The 20,179-nt window shown below is 72.1% G+C and carries 20 protein-coding genes; 9 read left to right on the forward strand and 11 right to left on the reverse strand.

Annotation, left to right across the window (positions count from 1 at the left end):
• Positions 1–142: 142 nt before the first annotated feature.
• The 5 genes from AB0472_RS35370 to AB0472_RS35390 all read right to left on the reverse strand — a co-directional run bounded on the left by AB0472_RS35370 (position 143) and on the right by AB0472_RS35390 (position 3,806).
• Positions 143–1,030 (reverse strand): Gfo/Idh/MocA family oxidoreductase, encoded by an 888-nt coding sequence (locus tag AB0472_RS35370; protein ID WP_366362721.1) that lies wholly within the window; start codon positions 1,028–1,030, stop codon positions 143–145.
• A gap of 47 nt (positions 1,031–1,077) precedes the next feature.
• Complete coding sequence (gene tgmB, locus AB0472_RS35375) at positions 1,078–2,061, reverse strand: ATP-grasp ribosomal peptide maturase (RefSeq protein WP_366362723.1); 984 nt, start codon at positions 2,059–2,061, stop codon at positions 1,078–1,080.
• Positions 2,062–2,076: 15 nt separating this feature from the next.
• The gene (tgmA, locus tag AB0472_RS35380) at positions 2,077–2,268 is read right to left on the reverse strand and encodes a putative ATP-grasp-modified RiPP (RefSeq protein ID WP_133024031.1); all 192 of its coding nucleotides are present in this window, start codon (positions 2,266–2,268) and stop codon (positions 2,077–2,079) included.
• 164 nt (positions 2,269–2,432) lie between these two features.
• Positions 2,433–3,299: a fructosamine kinase family protein gene (locus AB0472_RS35385; RefSeq protein ID WP_366362861.1), complete on the reverse strand. Its 867-nt coding sequence runs from the start codon at positions 3,297–3,299 to the stop codon at positions 2,433–2,435.
• A 27-nt stretch (positions 3,300–3,326) separates the two neighbouring features.
• Positions 3,327–3,806, reverse strand: a complete 480-nt coding sequence (locus tag AB0472_RS35390; protein ID WP_366362725.1) for a hypothetical protein — start codon at positions 3,804–3,806, stop codon at positions 3,327–3,329.
• Between the two features lie 229 nt (positions 3,807–4,035).
• On the opposite strand from AB0472_RS35390, the gene AB0472_RS35395 reads away from it, so the two are divergent.
• The 3 genes from AB0472_RS35395 to AB0472_RS35405 all read left to right on the forward strand — a co-directional run bounded on the left by AB0472_RS35395 (position 4,036) and on the right by AB0472_RS35405 (position 6,903).
• Positions 4,036–5,424: a glycoside hydrolase family 43 protein gene (locus tag AB0472_RS35395; protein ID WP_366362727.1), complete on the forward strand. Its 1,389-nt coding sequence runs from the start codon at positions 4,036–4,038 to the stop codon at positions 5,422–5,424.
• A gap of 235 nt (positions 5,425–5,659) precedes the next feature.
• A complete protein-coding gene (locus AB0472_RS35400; protein ID WP_366362729.1) occupies positions 5,660–6,097 on the forward strand; it encodes a hypothetical protein in 438 nt (145 codons plus the stop codon).
• 110 nt (positions 6,098–6,207) lie between these two features.
• Complete coding sequence (locus AB0472_RS35405; RefSeq protein WP_366362731.1) at positions 6,208–6,903, forward strand: class F sortase; 696 nt, start codon at positions 6,208–6,210, stop codon at positions 6,901–6,903.
• 45 nt (positions 6,904–6,948) lie between these two features.
• On the opposite strand, the gene AB0472_RS35410 is transcribed toward AB0472_RS35405, so the two are convergent.
• The 4 genes from AB0472_RS35410 to AB0472_RS35425 form a co-directional block, all read right to left on the reverse strand.
• Positions 6,949–7,956, reverse strand: coding sequence for a LacI family DNA-binding transcriptional regulator (locus AB0472_RS35410; protein WP_366362733.1), 1,008 nt, complete (start codon positions 7,954–7,956; stop codon positions 6,949–6,951).
• A gap of 2 nt (positions 7,957–7,958) precedes the next feature.
• Complete coding sequence (locus AB0472_RS35415; RefSeq protein WP_366362735.1) at positions 7,959–9,284, reverse strand: glycoside hydrolase family 27 protein; 1,326 nt, start codon at positions 9,282–9,284, stop codon at positions 7,959–7,961.
• A gap of 17 nt (positions 9,285–9,301) precedes the next feature.
• A complete protein-coding gene (locus AB0472_RS35420) occupies positions 9,302–10,831 on the reverse strand; it encodes an alpha-L-arabinofuranosidase C-terminal domain-containing protein (protein WP_366362737.1) in 1,530 nt (509 codons plus the stop codon).
• 202 nt (positions 10,832–11,033) lie between these two features.
• On the reverse strand, positions 11,034–12,479 hold the full coding sequence (locus AB0472_RS35425) for a glyceraldehyde-3-phosphate dehydrogenase (protein WP_366362739.1): 1,446 nt from the start codon (positions 12,477–12,479) through the stop codon (positions 11,034–11,036).
• Positions 12,480–12,655: 176 nt separating this feature from the next.
• Between AB0472_RS35425 and AB0472_RS35430 the strand changes: the two genes are divergently transcribed.
• Complete coding sequence (locus AB0472_RS35430) at positions 12,656–13,849, forward strand: hypothetical protein (protein ID WP_366362741.1); 1,194 nt, start codon at positions 12,656–12,658, stop codon at positions 13,847–13,849.
• 73 nt (positions 13,850–13,922) lie between these two features.
• On the opposite strand, the gene AB0472_RS35435 is transcribed toward AB0472_RS35430, so the two are convergent.
• Together AB0472_RS35435 and AB0472_RS35440 are read right to left on the reverse strand one after the other, a co-directional pair.
• Entirely contained in the window at positions 13,923–14,237 is a 315-nt protein-coding gene (locus AB0472_RS35435; protein ID WP_366362743.1) for a hypothetical protein, read from the reverse strand.
• Positions 14,238–14,410: 173 nt separating this feature from the next.
• On the reverse strand, positions 14,411–14,596 hold the full coding sequence (locus AB0472_RS35440; protein WP_366362745.1) for a hypothetical protein: 186 nt from the start codon (positions 14,594–14,596) through the stop codon (positions 14,411–14,413).
• A gap of 163 nt (positions 14,597–14,759) precedes the next feature.
• On the opposite strand from AB0472_RS35440, the gene AB0472_RS35445 reads away from it, so the two are divergent.
• From AB0472_RS35445 to AB0472_RS35465, 5 genes are read left to right on the forward strand one after another with little or no spacing between them, the layout of a single operon-like run.
• The gene (locus AB0472_RS35445; RefSeq protein ID WP_366362747.1) at positions 14,760–15,971 is read left to right on the forward strand and encodes a DUF1343 domain-containing protein; all 1,212 of its coding nucleotides are present in this window, start codon (positions 14,760–14,762) and stop codon (positions 15,969–15,971) included.
• 56 nt (positions 15,972–16,027) lie between these two features.
• A complete protein-coding gene (locus AB0472_RS35450) occupies positions 16,028–17,017 on the forward strand; it encodes a GNAT family N-acetyltransferase (RefSeq protein WP_366362749.1) in 990 nt (329 codons plus the stop codon).
• Positions 17,014–18,315 carry an extracellular solute-binding protein gene (locus AB0472_RS35455; RefSeq protein ID WP_366362751.1) on the forward strand — a complete coding sequence of 434 codons (1,302 nt, stop codon included), beginning with the start codon at positions 17,014–17,016 and terminating at the stop codon, positions 18,313–18,315. Before AB0472_RS35450 ends, AB0472_RS35455 begins: the two co-directional genes overlap by 4 nt.
• The gene (locus AB0472_RS35460) at positions 18,309–19,271 is read left to right on the forward strand and encodes a sugar ABC transporter permease (protein WP_366362753.1); all 963 of its coding nucleotides are present in this window, start codon (positions 18,309–18,311) and stop codon (positions 19,269–19,271) included. The genes AB0472_RS35455 and AB0472_RS35460 overlap by 7 nt, the downstream gene beginning before the upstream one ends.
• Positions 19,268–20,137, forward strand: a complete 870-nt coding sequence (locus tag AB0472_RS35465) for a carbohydrate ABC transporter permease (protein ID WP_366362755.1) — start codon at positions 19,268–19,270, stop codon at positions 20,135–20,137. Before AB0472_RS35460 ends, AB0472_RS35465 begins: the two co-directional genes overlap by 4 nt.
• Positions 20,138–20,179 lie beyond the last annotated feature (42 nt).

Raw genomic sequence — 20,179 nt, forward strand, 5'->3', positions numbered from 1 at the left:
GGGTCGGTGTTGCCGATCGGTCGGCCGTTGGACAACACCCGTGTCTACGTCCTGGACGGTGGCTTGTCGCCTGTTCCGCCTGGGGTGGCGGGGCGCCGCAGTGGAACGACGGCGGTGCATCGCGGCGATTCCGGCGGAGCGCCTAGCCGACGTCCTTGCCCAGCAGCGTCTCCGCCTCCGCGAGGATCTCGGTGACCCGCAGGCCGAAGGCCGCGTCGCACGGGTGCCCCCGCCCCGTGCGCGCGGCCGTGACCAGCGCGTCGGCGGCCCGGGTCAGCGCGGGAACCGCCCCCTCCGCACTCCTCGGAAGGAGCGTGACCCCCGCTTCGCCCCGCAGCTCCACATCGGCGCCGGCCGCGGCCGGCGGCGCGGTCAGGCTCAGCGTCACCGTGCTCGACGCCCCGCCCGCGTGGTCGAGGACGAGATGAACGGTGTCGGCGGGACCGTGCACGGCGGCCGCCACCCGCCGTACGTCGCCCAGCACCGGCAGCAGCACGGACAGGGCGTGCGGCCCCACGTCCCACAGCGCACCCTTCTCCCGCCGCCACGGCGAGTCGGCGAACGGGCTCTCACCGGTGAAGACCGAACCCAGCCACTGCGCCCGGGCCGTGAACCAGCCCGCCGCGGCGGCCTGTTCCCCGATCCACGCCTCCGGCGCCTGCTGGAACCGGGTGGTGAAGAACACCACGGAGGCGACCCGGGCCCGCTGGGCGGCCTCCACCACCGCCCGTCCCTCGGCGACACCGAGCGCGAGTGGCTTGTCCAGCAGCAGGTGCCGGCCGGCCGTCGCGGCCCGTACGGCCAGCTCCGCCTGGACCAGCGGCGGCAGCGCCACGGCCACCGCGTCCACGTCGCCGAGCAGCTCGTCCACGTCCTCGTACGCCCGGACGCCGTGCTCCCCGGCTAGTTCGGCGGCGGCCTCGGGGCGGCGGCCCCACACCCCGGTGAAGTCCAGCGAACCGTGCCCCGCCAGCGCGGGGGCGTACGCCGCCCGCGCCCAGGGCCCGGTGCCCAGCAGTCCGATGCGCATCTCGCGTTCCTTTCTCCGTACCCGGTTCCACATCGTCGCCCAGCCGGTCAAGCCGTCGTGCTCCGCCCCCGGTCGGCGTAGGACCGGCACCGGTCGCTGCCATGTGCCAGCCACCCGGCGATGGTCTCGGCGATCGGCTGGCCGGTGTCCATCTCGACGAACCCGAACTGGCCCGACTGGTTGCACTCCAGGAACCACCAGATGCCGTCGGCGTCCTCCGCGAAGTCGAAGGCGCCGTAGGCCAGCTCGGCGTCCTTCATATACGTGTGGACGGCCTCGGCGACTCGCGGCGGGACCTGCGTCTCCTGCCAGGGGGCTTCGGACGGCGCGAACCGGACGTCCACGTCGTCGGGGTGGGCGTCCGGGCTCACCGGCTTGCGGGCGGCCAGCAGCCGGTCGCCGACCACCGTGAGCCGGATGTCGGCCCGCTTGGCGACCCGCCGCTGCAGCAGTGTCGGGCCGAAGGCCACCGCCGCGAAGTCGGCGTCCGGCGCCACCCGGCTGGTGGGCACGGCCCGCGGCGGCTCCTGCGGATGCGCACCCGACACCGGCTTCACCACGAGGTCCGGGAACCGCTCCGCGAACTCCCGCGCCGCCTGCGGGAACGTGGTGATCAGCGTCGCGGGCACGGCGAGCCCGCTCTGCTGCGCCAGCCGCAGCTGCCACGGCTTGTGGCGGGCCCGGCGGGCCGCGTCCGGATGGTTCATCCAGCGCGCGTCGGTCCCGCGCAGCATGCCGTACAGCGCCTGCGCGGACTCCTCGGTCAGCCACGCCGACGGCTGCGCCGCGCGGGCGGCCGCCGCCCCCGGCCTGCGCACCCAGATGGAGCGCAGGCCGTTCATGCTCACCAGGCGCCCGTTCACGGACAGATGCCCGCGGCTGACGCCCTGCACGAACTCGCCCGACAGGGCCACACCACTGGTCAGATCGGCAGGATCGAGACGGACGACGGGCACTCCGGCCTCGTGCAGCCGCAGGACCACCATGTCCGCCGTCACGTCCTCGTCACTGGTCAGGATGAGCACGGTCATCGTGAGGTTCCGCGATCAGTCGTCGAAGTGCGTCTTGGAACCCGCGGTGGAGGTAGTGGTCCCCAGGGCTCTGAGCGTTGCGTGATCGGTGGCTGCGATCCGGCCATCGAGGAGAACGTTCAACTGCAGTCCGGAGTCATACGCGTACGGAGTGGTGACGTCCAACTGCACTGCGGGGCGTGCGTAGTTGAGCGCGAACGGTTGCATGGTCTCTCCCTGTTTCGTTCTTCCATGCACTTATACGATTCGAACGCGTGGTTGGTTTCCTTACTCTGCGTAATCTCAGGCCGAATTAAGAGCTTGTTAAGGGGGAACCGGCGATTCGCCCCCGCACGTGGCCGATTTCACATCCCGTCCGGCACATGACGGGGTCACATGTCCGTGAAATTCCGGGATGTCGCCAAAGCCTGTTCGGCATAGCTCCGTCCGAAGAGCACCGCGTGCACCAGTAGCGGGAACAGCTGATGCAGACCGACCCGCCGGGCCCAGCCGTCGGACAGCGGGGCCGTTTCCTGATAACTCGCCAGGATCCGGTCCAGGTACGGGCAGCCGAAGAGGTGGAGCATCGCGAGGTCGGTCTCGCGGTGCCCGCCGTGCGCGGCCGGGTCGATCAGCCGGACCCGGCCGTCGGCGCCCCACAGGACGTTGCCGCTCCACAGGTCGCCGTGCAGCCGGGCCGGCGGCTCGGGCGCCCCCGCGAGCTCCGGCAGCCGCTCGCAGACCCGCTCGATCACGGTGGCCTCGCCCGTCCGCAGGACCCCTCGGTCGGCGGCCTCGCGCAGGTACGGCAGCACCCGATGCTCGGCGTACCACTGCGGCCAGTCGGTGCCGGGCTCGTTGCGCATCGGGGCGAGACCGATCCGGGCGTCGCGCGGACCGCCCGGCGGGGCCGCCCCGAAGGCCGGGGCGCCCGCCGCGTGCAGGGCGGCCAGTGCCCGGCCGAACCGCGTCGCCGCCCCGGCGTCCGGACGTCCGGTGCGCACCAGCTCGGTCACCAGCCACCGCTCGTCGTGCCCGAGCACCTCGGGTACCGGCACCGCCCGGGCCGCGGCCAGCCAGCGCAGTCCGGCCACCTCGGCCGCCACCGCCCCGGGGCCGTCACCGGCCTTGACCACGACCGTGGGGCCGCCCGCGAGCGTCACCTCCGCCAGGCCGCCCGGCCCCGTCCGTACCCCCGAGACCGGCCGCCCGGTGAGCCGGGCGGCCACCGCGCCCGGACCCTCGCCGCCGTCGACCACGGCCACCAGGGTACGGTCCGGGCGGCATCACGAGCCCCAGGTGCCCTGGTCGACGGCGCAGTTCCACCCCGAGCCGCGCAGCGTGGACCGCACCGTGCGGGTGTGGGTGCTCAGAAGGTGCGTCCGCACCTTCACCCCGAGCGAGCCCTTCTTCCTGAGCGTCGTCGCGTACACCGACACCGTCTTCGACGTCCGATGGCCGACCTTGCCGCCCTTGGCGGTGGCGCCGCCGAAGCGGATGTTCCTGACGTCCGGCACGGTGGACGTGACCTTCTTGAAGCTCTTGGCCGTGCTCCTGTTCCCGACCCCGAAGTACAGGCCGCCGTCGGGCACCCAGCCGCTCGCGTTCACGGCGAAGCGGCTCGGACAGACGATGTCGACCGGGCAGCCGGTGCTCCTCGCCGTCTCCGCGCCGGTCCCCGCCCGCGCCGACGCGCCGGTGGCGAGCGCGAGTTGGGCGGCGGTGAGGGCGTCGGTGACGGCCAGGACCCGGAAAGACGTACGCATACGGTTCACTGCGGTGATTCCTCCCCCTGCGGTACTCATCGGACCATGGAGAAGATTCCCATCCCTCTCGCCCGGAAGCAGGCGAATTTCGAGGAGGCTGCACACAGTGAATTCCCAGTAACTCCCTTGTTGCACAAGCATTGACGCGCTCCACGCCCCCCTCTAGTTTCTGATCGGTCTTCCGAACCGTGTCCGAAATCCCGGACATCCCCCCTCGTCTGGAGCGCACATGAACGGCACCCCCCTGTCGCGCCGTCACTTCCTCGGTGCGGCCGTCACCGTCCCCCTCGCCGCCACCGGCGCTCTCGCCCTCGGCGCCGGAGCCGCCCGGGCGGCGACCGACTCGGCCTACGTGATGTGCTACTTCACCGAGTCCCCGGACATGCTGGCCGCCGACTACGGCCTGCACCTCGCCGTCAGCACCGACGGCCTCCAGTGGACCCCGCTCAACCAGAACGACCCCGTCGCCACCCCCACCGCGGGCTCCCTCGGCCTGCGCGACCCGTTCGTCCTGCGCAAGCAGGACGGCACCTTCGTGGTCCTCGCCACCGACCTCTACGGCACCGACTGGTCCTACGTCAGCCAGTACATCCACGTCTGGGACTCCACCGACCTGCGCACCTTCACCGGCTACCGGCGGATGAAGCTGCACGACATGGACACCCACGCCTGGGCCCCCGAGGCCTTCTGGGACGCGGGACGCGACACGTACGGCGTCATCTACTCCGCCGTCAACGACAGCGGCCACAACGTCATCATGATCAACTACACCGGTGACTTCGTGACCGCCGGCGACCCGCAGGTCTTCTTCGACCCCGGCTACGACGTCATCGACGGCGACCTCGCCGTCGGCGTGGGCGGCGTGAACTACCTGTACTTCAAGAAGAACTCGACGCTCGTCGGCGCCCGCTCCGCCTCACTGGACCCGGGCAGCTTCACCGAGTTCTCCACGGCCGTCTCGCACCACGGCACCGAGGCCCCGACCCTGGTCAAGTCCCTCACATCGAGCTCCACCTGGTACCTCTGGGGAGACACCTGGGACCCCAACGGCGTCTTCTACGCCTGGCAGACCAGCACCCTGTCCGCCGGCACCTGGACCGCCCTCGACCAGAAGACGTACACCCAGCCGCTCAACTCCAAGCACTGCGGTATCCAGCCCATCACCACGACGGAGTACGACAACCTCGTCGCGAAGTGGGGCACCCCCACCTGGAACCGGCTGAAGTCCTACAACTACCCGGCCAGATACGTCCGGCACAGCGACTTCGTCGGGCGGATCGACGAGTACGCCTTCGACCCGTACGCCGACGGCATGTGGACGCTGGTCCCCGGCCTCGCGGACAGCGGCGGCGTGTCCTTCCGGTCCGTGAACTACCCGGCCCGGTACCTGCGCCACTACGACTACCAGCTGCGGCTCGACGAGAACGACGGCACCACGACGTTCGCCCAGGACGCCACGTTCTACCGGACGGCAGGCCTGGCCGACGCCTCCTGGTCCTCGTTCCGCTCGTACAACTACCCGACGCGCTACCTCCGCCACTCCGACTTCGTGCTGCGCATCGACCCCGTCTCCACGAGCACGGACCGGGCCGACGCCACCTTCCACGTCGGCTACTGACACCGGGACGGGCCCGTCATGCGGCGACACGCCGACGACGGGCCCACCACCGCCCGAATGGCGGTGTGGCCGGAGGGGGGATTGGCCCAGCCGGGCGGTGTTGGGCGTGTCGTGACCACGGATGGGCCGCCTGGATGGTGCGCGCCGCGGGGCTGACTGACGGTGGTTCATGTCGGGGCCGGGTCGTTACAGCTGATGGAGTATCGGCGCCCGGCCACGGCGGAAGGACATCGAGATGCGTTCTGCCCGCATGATCCTCGCGACCACGGCCGCCACCGCGGCCCTCGCGCTCTCCGCCCCGGCGGCTCAGGCCGCGGGCTCGGGCGACCGGGACGACGGAAGCCGCGACGACTCTTCCTACAGCAGCAACGACAGCAGGTTCGACCCCGATTCCTACAAGGGCCAGGGCGACGAGGACGAGGGAGGCAAGCAGGACCAGGGAGGCAAGCAGAACCAGGGGGGCAAGCAGGACCAGGGCGGCAAGGGGAAGGACCAGGGCGGTTCGTCCTGGGGCGACGACGAGGAGAGCGACCGGCCGCACGGCGGTATGCACACCGGCGGCGGCGCCCTCGCCTCGCCCGGTGTCACGGCCGGCGGGCTGGCCGTGCTCGGCGTAGCGGCCAGCGGTGCCTACGCGCTGCGGCGCAGGAGAGTCCCCGGATCCGCGTCCTGATGGGCCCACGCCCGCGGGGGCCGTGGTGCCGTCGGCGCTCCACACTCCGACGGCACCGCGACCCCTGTGTCCCGCCCTCCCGCTGCCGTGCCCCGGAAAGGTGAACGTCGATGGCAGCTGGCTCCGCCACCCAGACCCCCGAAGCCCCCACCGCCCCCGACGGCCCCGACGACCGGAACGGTGCGGGCAGCTCCCCGCCCGGCGGACGGTTCCCCGTGTGGTGCCTCGCCGCCCTGCTCGTCGCTGTGGCGGTGATCGGCGGACACACGAGCGGCTCCGACGCGACGGGCCCCACCAGGGCCGGGAGCACGGACGCCATGCCGTCGGCCGATCCCCGCCGGACCGGCGAGGCGCTGCCCCGGTCCACGCCGATCCGCCTGCTCATCCCGAAGATCTCCGTCGACGCCCCCTTCACCGCCCTCACCATCGGTTCCACGGGCCAGCTCGAGCCCCCGCCGGCCGCCAACACCAACCTCGTCGGCTGGTACTCCAGGGGCGCGGCACCCGGTGAGGCGGGCACCTCGATCATCGCCGGGCACGTCGACACCGTGACCTCGGCGGCCGTCTTCGCCAGGCTGGACGAACTGGAGCGCGGCGACCGCTTCAGCGTGGACCGGGCCGACGGCTCGGAGGCGGACTTCGTGGTCGACGACGCCGAGACCTTCGCGAAGGACGACTTCCCCAGCGACCGCGTCTACGCGGACACCCGCCGTCCCGAGGTGCGCCTGATCACCTGCGCCGGCGACTACGACCACGACGTCAGGGACTACACGGAGAACCTGGTGGTCTTCGCCCACCTGGTCTGACCCCTGATCGGACGCCTCGTCCGACGCTGCCCCGGTACCGCTGGGTCAGCCGCCCGTGGACTCCCGCACCACCACCCGGAACGGACCGGCGAACTCCTCCCCGCCCGGCGCCGGGCCGCCCCGGTCGATGCGGGCCGCCAGCAGGGCGACCGCGCGCTCGGCCATCAGGTCGTGGTCGGGGTCGACGGTGGACAGGGAAGGGACGAGGTACGCGCTCTCGTCGACGTTGTCGAAGCCGATGACCTTGACCTGCTCCGGCACCCGGATCCCGGCGTCGGCGAGCGCGCGCAGCACGCCCATGGCGACCGTGTCCGTCACGCAGAACACCCCGTCGAAGCCGATGCCCCGCGCCGTCCGCTCGCGGACACTGCGAGCGGCCTCCCGCATGGTCAGCGACTCGGCGGTCACCACCAGTTCCGGGTCCGCCGGCAGCCCCGCGGCCGCCAGGGCCCGCAGATACCCGGCGTGCCGCAGGCTCGACACGTCGGCCTCCTCGCCCAGCCGCCCGCACACGAGGGCGATCCGACGGCAGCCCCGCTCGACGAGATGGCGGGTCGCGGCCTCGGCGGCGGCCTCGTTCGGCATCGCGACGTGGTCGACGGGCCCGCCGAAGATCCGCTCGCCGAGGATCACCACCGGGTGGTCGACGTCGAGCGCCCCGACATCTGCCGGGCCCATGCCGACCGTGCTCAGGATGAGACCGTCGTAGAGCCGGTTGCGGGACTGCGAGAGAGCGGCCAGCTCGCTCTCCCGGCGGGCGCCGGTCTGCTCGATGCTCACCCGCAGGCCGTGCCGGCCGGCCGCCGCGATGATGGAGGCGGCCAGCCGGCCGTAGTAGGGGCGGTCGATCTCGGGGACGGCCAGGCCGATGGTCCCGGTACGGCCCTTGCGCAGATTGCGGGCGGCCACGTTGACCCGGTAGCCGAGCCGGTCCATCGCCTCCAGGACCCGCTCCCGGGTGGCGGGGCGGACGTTGGGGTGCCCGTTCATCACGTTGGAGACGGTCATCGCCGACACCCCGGCCGCCTTCGCCACGTCCTGGATCGTCGCCACACTCACTCCCGCCGGCTGTCCTCGGCAAGACGATAGAGGGCGGCACCGTGGGCGGGCAGCACCGCGGTCAGGCACCGGCCGTCGTGGACGGTCCCGGTGCCGGTCCACAGCTCCCGGACGTGGTCGCGGGCGGTGGCACCGACCGACCCCAGCGGCACCTCGACGCGCCGCTCCTCGGCGGCGAGCGAGAAGACCGCGGCGTAGCGGGTGCGCCCGTCGGTGTCCCGGGCGGTCCACAGCACCAGGTCCCGCTCCCGCAGCACCTCCTGGTTGCCGGTGCTGTGCCACAGGACGTCGAGGGCCTCGTCGTTGGTGAGCAGCGCGATGGTCTCGGGTGAGGAGGTGGGCAGGTCACCGCCCATCATCAGCGGGGAGCGGGAGATCAGCCAGAGGGTGAGCAGGCTGATCTGCTCGGGGTGGGTGAGGGCGGACTGGCGGTCCGCGCCGCGCTCGGCGCGGATCCCGATGTGGCCGAGCGGCAGCATGTCGGCGTCCGCCCAGCCCCCCGCGGCAGGGCCGCATGTCGATGCTGCGCCCTGCCAGGGAGCCCAGCGGGCCATCCGCGCGAACTGCGCCTCCACGTCCTCCCAGCGGTCCCACAGGTCGTCGCAGACCCGCCACATCGTGGCGTGCTCCCGGAGGTGGTCCAGGCGGGCGAGGGACATGTCGGTGCCGGGGGAGAGGCTCAGCTCGATGGGCCGCCCGCTGCGTTCGACGGCCCGCGCGTAGGCGGCGATCTCCCGCTCGTGGTACGGGAAGAGCATGTCGTCGGCCTTGACGAAGTCCACCCCCCAGGCGGCGAACTGGGCGACCTGGGAGTCGTAGTAGGCCTGGGCGCCGGGGTGGTCGTGATCCAGGCCGTAGTTGTCGGAGTTCCAGGGGCACACGGAGTCGGTGTCGGCCACCTCCGCGGCCGTGAACTCCGTGCCGAGGACGGGCAGTTCCGCCTCGACCGCGTGCCGCGGGATGCCTCGCATGATGTGCAGCCCGAACCGCAGGCCCATGTCGTGCACCCGCGCGGCCAGCGGCCCGAACCCCGCCCCGCCCGCCGCGGAGGGGAACCTGTTGGGGGCGGGGAGCTGGCGGCCGTGCCCGTCGAGGACGAGCGGGGCGTCCGGGTTGTAGCCGTGGGCGCGGGCGGTGGGCTCGTACCACTGGATGTCGACGACGACGGTGTCCCAGCCGTGCGGGAGCAGGTGCTCGCGCAGGAACGCGGCGTTGGCGAGGACCTCCTCCTCGGTGACGGTGGTGCCGTAGCAGTCCCAGCTGTTCCAGCCCATGGGCGGCCGCAGGTGCCGGGCGGGCAGCGGGCGTGCGGGTCGGGTCATGTGCGCGCTCCTGCGGGTCAGTACCGGTCGAGGGGGGCCTGGACGGTCACGAACGAGTGGGGCGGGAGGGTGAGCCGCAGTCCGCCGGCGGTCACGGACACGCCGTCGAACGCCCGCGGGGAGACGGCCGTCGACGCCTCGGGGGTGTTGTGGGCCTGGAGCTTGTCGGCCGTGAGGATCCGGGCGGCGGGCTCGCCGAGGGTGCCGCCGCGCAGGTCGAGCGTGACCTCGGCCGGCTCCTCGGCGTCCAGGTTGCTCAGCGAGATCAGGACGGCGCCGTCCTTGACGCTGGCCGAGGCGGACACCGTCTCCAGCTCCGCGGCCCCGACCGCGCGCCGGATGCCCTCGCCGCGCAGGTGCACCGGGAGCGACGTGGCGTCCTGGTGGCCCTTGTTCATCTCGAAGACGTGGTACGTCGGGGTCAGGACCAGGGCGTCGCCGTCGGTGAGGAGCATGGCCTGGAGGACGTTGACCGTCTGGGCGATGTTGGCCATGTGCAGGCGGGCCGCGTGCCGGTGGAAGATGTCGAAGTGGGTGCTCGCCACCAGCGCGTCGCGCAGGGTGTTCTGCTGGAAGAGGAAGCCCGGGTTGGTGCCCGGTTCCACGTCCCACCAGGTGCCCCACTCGTCCAGGACCAGGCCGACGGTACGCCCCGGGTCGTAGACGTCCATGACGGTGGAGTGGCCGGCGAGGATGCGGTCGACGCGCTGGGCCGACAGCATCGTGCGGTAGTGGTCCTCGACGGTGAACCCGGTGGCGCTGCCCTTGGCCTCCCAGGGGCCGGAGAGCGTGTAGTAGTGGACGGAGAGGCCCTGGAAGAAGTTCTTCGGGGTGGCCTCGCAGCCGAAGCAGCTGATCTGCTGCATCAGGGTCTCGGTCCACTTATAGTCGGCGTCGGAGGCACCGGAGGCGATCCGGTAGAGCTTGTTGTCGCCGTGGTCGCGGCAGTAGGTGGCGTACTGGCGGGCCAGGTCGGCGGAGTACTCGGCACGCATGTTGCCGCCGCAGCCCCAGGTCTCGTTGCCGATGCCCCAGTACGTCACCCGCCAGGGCTCCTCGCGGCCGTTCTCCTTGCGCAGCCGCACCATCGGGCTGTCGCCGTCCCGGGTGAGGTACTCCACCCACTCGCTCATCTCACGGACGGTGCCGGAGCCGACGTTGCCGCTGATGTAGGGCTCGGCGCCGAGGAGCTCGCACAGGGCCATGAACTCGTGGGTGCCGAAGTGGTTGTTCTCCTCGACGTCGCCCCAGTGCGTGTTGACCATCCGGGGCCGCTGCGCGCGCGGTCCCACGCCGTCCCGCCAGTGGTACTCGTCGGCGAAACAGCCGCCCGGCCAGCGCAGGTTGGGGATGTCCAGGGCGCGCAGGGCGGCCACCACGTCGAGACGGATGCCGCCCTCGTTGGGGACGGGGGAGTCCTCGCCGACCCAGAAGCCGCCGTAGACGCAGCGGCCGAGGTGTTCGGCGAAGTGGCCGTAGAGGTGGCGGCTGATCGTCGGGCCCTCGATGTCGAGGTTGATGATCGCGGTCACGGTCGCGGTGGGCACGCGGGCACTCCTGTCCGAGTGGTTTGTCCGAGGGGCTGTTCAGGGGGGTCTGTTGAAGAAGTCTGTTCGAGATCTGGAACATGGTCCGTGAAGTCGGTTGTATCGATAAAAAGCTGCCATCGGGCCGTGATCGCGTCAAGAGCGCGGACAGCCCGGCTCCCCGTGGGCAGGGGGGCCGGGCTGCCGGAGGGCGCGAAGGGCGTCAGACCGCCGGGGACGGGAACGTCGGGTACTCCACGCCCGAGACGTGCTGCACGACCCGGACCACCTGGCAGGAGTAGCCGAACTCGTTGTCGTACCAGAGGTAGAGGATCGCGTTGTCGCCCTCCACCTTCAGCGCGCCGGCGTCCACGATCGACGCGTGGCGCGAGCCGATGAAGTCGCTGGAGACCGCGTCCGGGGCGGTGATGAAGTCGATCTGGCGCTTCAGCGGCGAGGTCAGCGACACCTCGCGGAGGTAGTCCAGGACCTCCTCACGGGAGGCCTCGCGGGCCAGCTGGAGGTTGAGGATCGCGATCGACACGTCCGGTACCGGGACCCGGATCGAGCTGCCGGTGATGCGCGCCTCGAGGTCGGGCAGCGCCTTCGCCACGGCGGAGGCGGCGCCCGTCTCGGTGATGACCATGTTCAGCGGCGCGGACCGGCCGCGGCGCTCGGACTTGTGGTAGTTGTCCAGCAGGTTCTGGTCGTTGGTGAACGAGTGCACCGTCTCCACGTGGCCGCGCAGCACCCCGTACTCGTCGGCCATGGCCTTCAGCGGCGGCACGATCGCGTTGGTGGTGCAGGAGGCGCAGGACAGGATCTGCTCGTCCGGCTTGATGGTGTCGTGGTTGACGCCGTGCACGATGTTCGGGACGTCGCCCTTGCCCGGCGCGGTCAGCACGACCTTCTCGATCCCAGGGCGCAGGTGGTTCGACAGGCCCTCGCGGTCCCGCCACTTGCCGGTGTTGTCGATGAGGATCGCGTCCCGGATGCCGTACTCCGTGTAGTCCACGGCGCTCGGGTCGTCGGCGTAGATCACCTTGATCTCGTTGCCGTTGGCGAGGATCGTGCTGCTCTCCTCGTCCACGGTGATCGTGCCCTGGAACTGGCCGTGGATGGAGTCGCGGCGCAGCAGCGAGGCGCGCTTGACGATGTCCTCGCCACCCGCGCCGCGCACCACGATGGCCCGCAGCCGCAGCCCGTTGCCCGAGCCGGCCTTCTCGATGAGGAGCCGGGCGACCAGGCGGCCGATGCGTCCGAAGCCGTACAGGACGACGTCCCGCGGCTCCCGCTGTTCGATCTTGTTGGCGCCGGTGGCCCCGGCGACCGCCTCCGCGGTGAACGCCTCGACGCTCAGGCCCCGGTCGTCGGCCTTGTGGGTCGCGGCGAGCATCCCGATGTCGATCTGGGAGGGGCCGAGGTCGAGCGCGGTGAGCGCCCGCAGGAACGGCATCGTCTCGGTGACCGACAGCTCGGCGCCGTCGATCTGACGGGCGAAGCGGTGGGTCTTGAGGATGCTGACCACCGACTTGTTCACCAGGGAGCGGCTGTGGAGGAGGACCGTCACGTCCCGCTCCCGGTGCAGCTTCCCGATGAGCGGGATCATCGACTCCGCGATCTCCTCGCGGTTCTTCCAGTTGGTGAACGAGTCGTCGTTGACAGTCACAGACCTGAATCTCTCGATCGAGCTGGGTGGCGCTCATATGCTAAACCGGCCGGTGAATGATCGATCAAGGGGGTCCGGGTGTGATGCCGGTCGCGACGTTCTGAACCCGGGGGGAAGACCGTGAGAAGCCTCCGTGCCGTGTTGCGCGGTCGCCGGCCGCTGCCGAAGGTCGGAGCGTGAGCACGTCCTCCGTCCCGCGGCCCGGGTCCGCTGCGCAGACCGGCCCCGCCCATCCCGCACCCGGCCGCAGCGCCCCGTCCGGCCCGCTGCCCGCCCTCGCCCTGTTCGCGGCCGTCCGGCTCGCCGGAGTCGCCGCCGTCGCCGTGGCGAACCACGTCATGGGGCGCCCCCTGACCGGGGACCTGGCCCATGCCTGGGACGCCCGCTGGTACCTGCACATCGCCACCCACGGCTACGGCGACCTCATCCTGATCACCCACAGGGGAGCCGTCCAGACCGACTGGGCGTTCTTCCCGCTCTACCCCGGGCTCGTCCGCGCCGTGACGACGGTCCTGCCCCTCACCCCCGGCAAGGCCGCGCTGGCCGTCGCCTGGACCGCCGCCGTGGCCGCCGCGTGGGGCATCCACCGGATCGGCGACCACCTGTACGGCCGAGCCGTCGCCGCCGCGCTCGTCGTCCTGTGGGCCGTACTGCCCCAGTCGGTCGAACTGACCATCGCGTACACCGAGTCCCTCTTCTCGGCCCTCGCGGCCTGGTCCCTGTACGGCGTCCTCAGGGGCCGCTGGCTGTGGGCCGGCTGGCTGGCCGCGCTGGCCGGGCTCGCCCGCCCCACCGGGTTCGCGGTTGCCGCCGCCGTCCTGGCCGCGGGCGCCCACGAGGCGGTGCGGCGCCGTGGCCGCGTCCCGATCGCCCTGTGGGCCGGCTGTCTGCTCGCCCCGCTCGGCTGGCTCGGCTACGTCCTGTGGGTCGGCCGGCGCACCGGCAGCCTCCTGCACGGCTACTTCCAGGTGCAGGACGCCTGGAGCTCCCGCTTCGACTTCGGCGCCGGCTCACTGCGCTTCCTCAAGGGCCTGCTGCTGCACGGCGGCGGCTTCGTCTACGCGGCGGACCTGGTGATCGTCGCCGCCGGACTGCTGCTCTTCGGGCTGCTCTGCCTGGAGCGGGCCCCACTGGCCCTGGTGGTCTTCGCGGGTGTCCTGGTGCTGGTGGTCGTGGGCGGCTCGGGCTCCTTCTCCTCCAAGCCCCGCTTCCTGCTCCCCGCCTTCCCCCTCCTGATCCCGCTCGCCCGCGCCCTGGTCGCCGGCCGGCGCGTCCGCCCCGTCCAGGCGGCTCTCGTCGTAGGCGCCCTCGCCGCGGTCTCGCTGCTGTTCGGGGCCTACGTGATGGCGGTCGCCCGCGCGCCCCTGTGACGCCCGCACACAGACCGGTGGCGCCGGTCACCAGACGTGACCGGCGCCACCGGGGAGTGCAACGGGCCGCGGCCTAGCGGGGGTCGAAGACCACGCTGGCGAAGCGGACGCTGCCGGAGGCCGAGTGGCCGGGGGCGACCCGGTGGGTGGTCCCCTTGCACTTCGCCTTGCTGTAGACGACCAGAGCCTTCTTCGTGGCGTTCTGCGGCCCGCGCGCCTCCTGCGCCATGTCGAGGCACCTGCGGTCCGGCGGGTTCTGGATGGCGTACGCCTTGCCCTTCGGCCCCACCCAGACGAACGTCCCGTCGGCGGCGGCCGCCGGTCCCACGGTGATGACGGTGAGGGCGAGCCCGCCGAGAGCGACGGCGAGCGGACGGAGGAGGCGCATGGTGAAGTCCTTCGGGAACGGCGAAAGCGATGACCGACCGGGCCCCGGGTGCACCGGGGTCCGATGCCATCACACACCGTCACCGCACCCGGATGTCCCAGCGACACGGAGACGTCCCACGTCCGGGGGACGCGCGTCGGCGTGTCGGGACGCCCGGTCCGGCCGGCCGGGGTTCACACGAACGCCACGACCAGGGCGACCACGACCGTGAGCGCCGACAGGCCGACCATCGCGGTCCGCCACACCGGCGACGGCGGCGCCGGGGGTGCCGGGTCGGGGACGTCCTCGCCCGGGCGGGGACCGTCCAGGCGGCAGGCGTCCGGCAGTTGGGCGAAGGAAGAGGTGTCACTGGGGCCCATGCCTGTTCCAACGCCTGCGACGCGCACGGGAGTCGGCGGGACCGGCGGCGTCACACCATCGGGGCAATCCGGTTCCCCGCGATTCCTTCCCGGAATTACGTGACATAAGAGTAAATTCCTCACTATTGCTCAAGGAAGATCTCACCGGCGGACGGGGCAACGGATGAGCACGGACCACCGCGGCACCGTGACGACCGGCATCGCACGGCTGCACGCGGCGCCCGTACTCGCCGGACCCGGCCGCCTCGGGCTGGTGACCAACCACACCGGTGCCCTGCCCGACCTGCGCCCGGCCGCACCCGCGCTGATCGAGGCCGGTGCGCCCCTCGTCGCCCTGTTCGGTCCCGAACACGGACTGCACGGGACCGGCCAGGCCGGCGAGAGCGAGGCCGCCCCGACCGACCCCGGCACCGGGCTGCCGGTCCACGACACCTACCGGCGCGACGGCGAGCGGCTCGACAAACTGCTGATCGACAGCGGCGTCGACGCCCTGGTGTACGACCTCCAGGACATCGGGACCCGGTGCTACACCTACGTGTGGACGATGTTCGACCTGATGGCCTCGGCGGCCCGCACCGGCATCCGGTTCGTGGTCGCCGACCGGCCCAACCCGCTCGGCGGACTCGTCAGCGAGGGCCCCCTGCTCGACCCGGCGTGGTCCAGCTTCGTCGGACGCGCCCCCATCCCCGTCCGGCACGGCCTCACCTGCGGTGAACTCGCCCGGCACCTCAACGCCTCGGCCGTACCCCGAGCCGCCGGCCGTGCGGCCGACCTGACGGTGATCGAGGCCCTCGGCTGGCGGCGCGCCCTGGACGCCGCCGCCACCGGCCTGCCCTGGATCGCCCCCTCCCCGAACATGCCGACGCCCGCCACCGCCGGGGTGTACCCCGGCACCAGCCTCTTCGAGGGCACGAACCTGTCGGAGGGCCGGGGCACCACCCAGCCATTCGAGATCGTCGGCGCTCCGTACCTGGACGCCCGGTTCGCCCCCGCCCTCGCCGAACTCGCCCTGCCCGGCGTCCACTTCCGCGACCTGCGGTTCGTGCCGGCTTTCCACAAGCACGCCGGCCGGCAGCTGCGCGGGGTCCAGCTCCACGTCACCGACCACGCGGCGTTCGCCCCCGTGCGCACCGCCGTCGCGATGCTCGCCGTGCTACGGCGGCTGTATCCGGACGACTTCGCCTGGCACACCACGGACACCGACGGCGGCGCCGGCGGCGCCGGGGGCACCGGCCACCGGCACTTCGTCGACCTGCTCTGGGGATCCGACCGGCTGCGGCGCACCGTCGACGCGGGCGACGACCCGCTGCCGCTGTGCGACCCGCCGGCCCCGCCCGGCCGGTGGGCCGGTGACGACGTGCTGCTCTACCCGTGAGACCCGCCGCTCCCGCTCCGACAGCTGCCGCCCCGCCCGGAAGGACACCCCCGTCGATGACCGATCTCACCACTCTCGCGACGACCACCCGGACCGGGATCCGCGGCTTTCGCGCGGGCGACGGACCGCGGGTCGTGGCGGCGTGGCGGCGCAGCGCGCCGGCCGATCCCGTCACCGCGGACCGCTTCCGCTCCCTGGTGCTGCTCGACCCCAACTTCGATCCGGAGGGGCTGCGGGTCGCCGTCGACGGCGAACGGGTCGTCGGCGCCGCCTACGCGGTGCGCCGCCTGACCCCGATGGCCGGCACCGACCTGGAGCCGGAACAGGGCTGGATCCCCTTCTTCTTCGTCGACCCGGACGCCCGCGGCCACGGCCTCGGCCGCCGGCTGCTCACCGAGGCCCTCGACTGGCTGCACGACCACGGCCGGACCAGGGTGGACTTCTCCTCGTACACCCCGAACTACGTCTTCCCCGGACTGGACGCCGAGGCCTACCCGGAGGCGGCGGGGCTCCTCGACTCCCTGGGTTTCCGTACCCTGTACGAGGCGGCGGCGATGGACCGCGTCCTGGTCGGCTACCGGCTCCCGGACGAGGTCGTCCTCCGGGTGGGCGAGCTGACCGCGCGGGGCTACCGGTTCGGCACCCCGGCCGACGACGACCTGGTGGACCTCCTCGCCCTCGCCGGGAGTCACTTCGGGCCGGACTGGGCGGCCACGATCCGGGCGTGCCTGACGGCGGGCACACCGCTCGACCGGATCGTCGTGGCCCGCGACCCCGGGGGCCGGATGGTCGGCTGGGCGATGCACGGCGCGTTCGACTCGGTGGACGAACGGTTCGGGCCGATCGGCGTGCTGGAGGAGATGCGCGGCACCGGACTCGGCGAGGCCCTGCTGCACCTGGTTCTGGAGCGGATGCGGGCGCTCCGCGCGCACTCCGCGTGGTTCCTGTGGACCGGTGCACAGTCCCCGGCGGGGCACCTCTACCGCAAGAGCGGCTTCACCACGACCCGGGTGTTCAGGGTGCTGCGCAGGGAGAGCGCCCGGTGACACCGCCACTGAGCCGGCGTCACTTCGCGCTCGCGCTGCCCTCGGCGCTCCTGGTCTCCGGCTGCGCGGCCCCGCACCAGGGCACCGGGCGGCCCGGCGACCCCGTCGTCCTCACCCTGCTCTCCCACTACGCGAGCGGCGAGCTGAAGAAGGCCCTCCAGGGGCCGGTGGACGAGTGGAACGCCCTGCACGACCGGGTCAAGGTGCGGACGAAGGCCGTCGAGTTCACCGACCTGCTGACCACCTTCATGGTCCGGCAGGCCGCGGGTCAGGGCACGGACATCCTGCACCCGTACTGCCTGTGGAACGGCCAGCTCGTCCGCGCCGGGGTGCTGCGGCCCGCGCCGCCCGCGTACGCCGAGGAGATCGGCCGCGGCTACGGCGCCGCCGCGGCCGGCTCCGCATCGGTGGCGGGCAGGGTCTACGGCTACCCCACCGAGATGCAGACGTACGCCCTCTACTACAACAGGCGGCTGCTGCGCGCGGCCGGTGTCGACGCTCCGCCCCGCACCTGGCCGGAGCTGGAGGAGGCCGCGTACCGGACCGCCCGGCAGGACCGGTACGGCAACACGCTGGTCCAGGGGTTCGGTCTTTCGACCTTCGACGACTCCACGACCGTCGGCCAGACCCTCGCGCTGCTCAACGCAGCCGGCGGGCGGTTCGTCTCGGCCGACGGCAGGCGCACCGCCATCGACTCCCCGGCCGGCCGCGCCGTGTTCGGCCTGGAGCGCCGCCTCGTCGACAGGGGGGCGAGCGCCCCGGGCGTCAACGTCTACCAGGCGTTCGCCTCCGGCCAGGTCGCCATGGTGATCAGCGCCGGCTGGTGGACCGCGAACCTGAAGGCCCTGATGGGCCCGGCCTACCGGGACGTCGGCGTGGCTCCCGTACCGCTCCCGGAGGCCGGTGGCAGGCGCGCCACCCTCGCCACCGGTTTCATGCTCGGCGTCAACACCGCCAGCCGCCACCCTGACGAGGCCTGGGAGTTCCTGCGCTGGCTCAACACCGAGAAGGTGGGGGGTACGACCCGGATGAGCGCCCTGCAGGCGTCCGTCGGCTCCCTGACCGGCCGCGCCGACGACATGCGCCGGCTCCTGGGCGCGGGCGGGGACGCGAACCTGCATCCGTTCCTGGACGCGCTGACGTACGCCGTACCCGAACCGAACGTGCCCGGCGCACAGCAGGCCAAGTCGCTGCTGCGCAAGAACATCGAGGCGCTGTGGACCGGTCGGCAGACGGTCGACGAGGCCCTGCGCGCCACCAGCCGCCAGGTCGACCAGGAGGTGGCGCGGTCATGGTGAACGCCACCCTGGCACCGGAGCCCACCGAACGGGCGGCGCACGGCGGGTCCACGGCCGTCGGACTCCGGGTCCAGGCCCGGAACCGGCGCCGGCAGGCCGTCGTCGCCTACCTCTTCCTGGCGCCGACGCTGCTGTTCTACGCCGTCTTCCTCGCCCTGCCGCTCGGCTTCGCGGTGCTCCTTTCCACGTCCCGCTGGGCCGGGTTCGACCTCGGCGACATCGACCCGGTGGGCCTGGACAACTTCGCCGGCCTGTTCGCCGACGGCTCGGCGTTCCTCACGCCGATCCTCACCAACACGCTGCTCTTCGCCCTCGGCACCGTGGCCCTCGCACTCGCCGGGTCCGTGCTCGTCGCCACCTGCATCGACAAGCTGCGGTTCCAGGGGCTGTGGCGCACCCTGTACTTCCTGCCGATCGTCACGACCGTCGTCGCCGTCGGCAACGTCTGGAAGTACATGTACGAGCCGGGCGGCCTCGTCAACGGCGCCCTCAACGCCGTCGGGCTCGACTCGGTGGCGTTCCTCCAGGACCCGGACACCGCACTGCCCGCGGTGGTGGTCGTCCAGGCCTGGGCCTCCGTCGGCTCGGCGATCCTCGTCCTGACCGCCGGGCTGAAGTCCGTCCCCGAGACGTACTACGAGGCCGCCGCGCTCGACGGCGCCGGGCCCTCGACCGTCTTCTGGCGGATCACGCTGCCGCTGCTGCGGCCGTCCCTGCTGTTCGTGTGCGTCACCCAGTTCCTCACCGGCCTGCAGTCCTTCGCGCTGATCATCGTGATGACCAAGGGCGGCCCCGGGGACGCCACCGACGTGGCCGCCCTGGAGATGTACCGGCAGGCCTTCTCCTACGGCGACTGGGGCACCGCGAGCGCCGCCGCCTTCGTGCTGTTCGCGGTGGTCCTCGCGGTCACGCTGGTCCAGCTCTGGCTCTTCCGGCGCAAGGGGGAGGACGCGTGATCCGCCGCCGCCTCCCGTGGCTTTCGTACCTGCTGGTGGTGACCGGCGCGGTGCTCACCGTGGTGCCGTTCGCCGACATGCTGATGACGTCCTTCAAGGGACCGGACGAGGCCGGCACCCTGCCCTACCGGTTCCTGCCGAGGGCGTTCGACCTGTCCAACTACCGGGCGGCGATCCACCAGCTGGACCTGCCGGTGCTCTTTCGCAACAGCGTCGTCGCCACCGCCACGATCACCGGTTCGGTGCTGCTCACGTCGTCGCTCGCGGGCTACGCGCTCGCCAAACTCCGCTTCCCGGGACGGGACCTCGTCTTCCGGCTCGTGCTGTCGACGATGATGTTCCCGCCGTTCCTCTTCTTCATCCCGCACTTCCTGATCCTGGTGCACTGGCCGCTGGCAGGCGGCAACGACCTGCTCGGGCGCGGCGGCGCGGGACTCACCGTCAGCATCCTGGCCCTCGCCATGCCGTTTCTCGTCAGCAGTTTCGGGATCTTCCTGACGCGCCAGTTCATGGTCTCCCTCCCGGACGAGGTCCTGGAGGCCGCGCGCATCGACGGGGCCGGCGAGTTCGCCGTGTGGTGGCGGATCGTCGTCCCGCAGACCAAGCCGGTCCTGGTCACCCTCGGCCTGCTGACCTTCGTCGACGCCTGGAACGAGTACATCTGGGCCCTGCTCGTCTCCACCGCCGACCCGGACGTGATGACCCTGCCCGTCGGCATCCAGCTCCTCCAGGACTACGTCGACCCGACCAGGACCCTGCCCATCGTCATGGCCGGACTGGTCCTGAGCGTCCTGCCGGTCCTCGTCCTCTTCCTGCTGCTGCAGAAGTACTACATCAGGGGCGTCATGCTCAGCGGCCTCAAGTGACGGCGTCCCGGCGGTGCTGCCGAGCCGCACGCCGGTGGGCCC

The organism is Streptomyces sp. NPDC086777 (genome assembly GCF_040702065.1).
Taxonomy (GTDB): domain Bacteria; phylum Actinomycetota; class Actinomycetes; order Streptomycetales; family Streptomycetaceae; genus Streptomyces.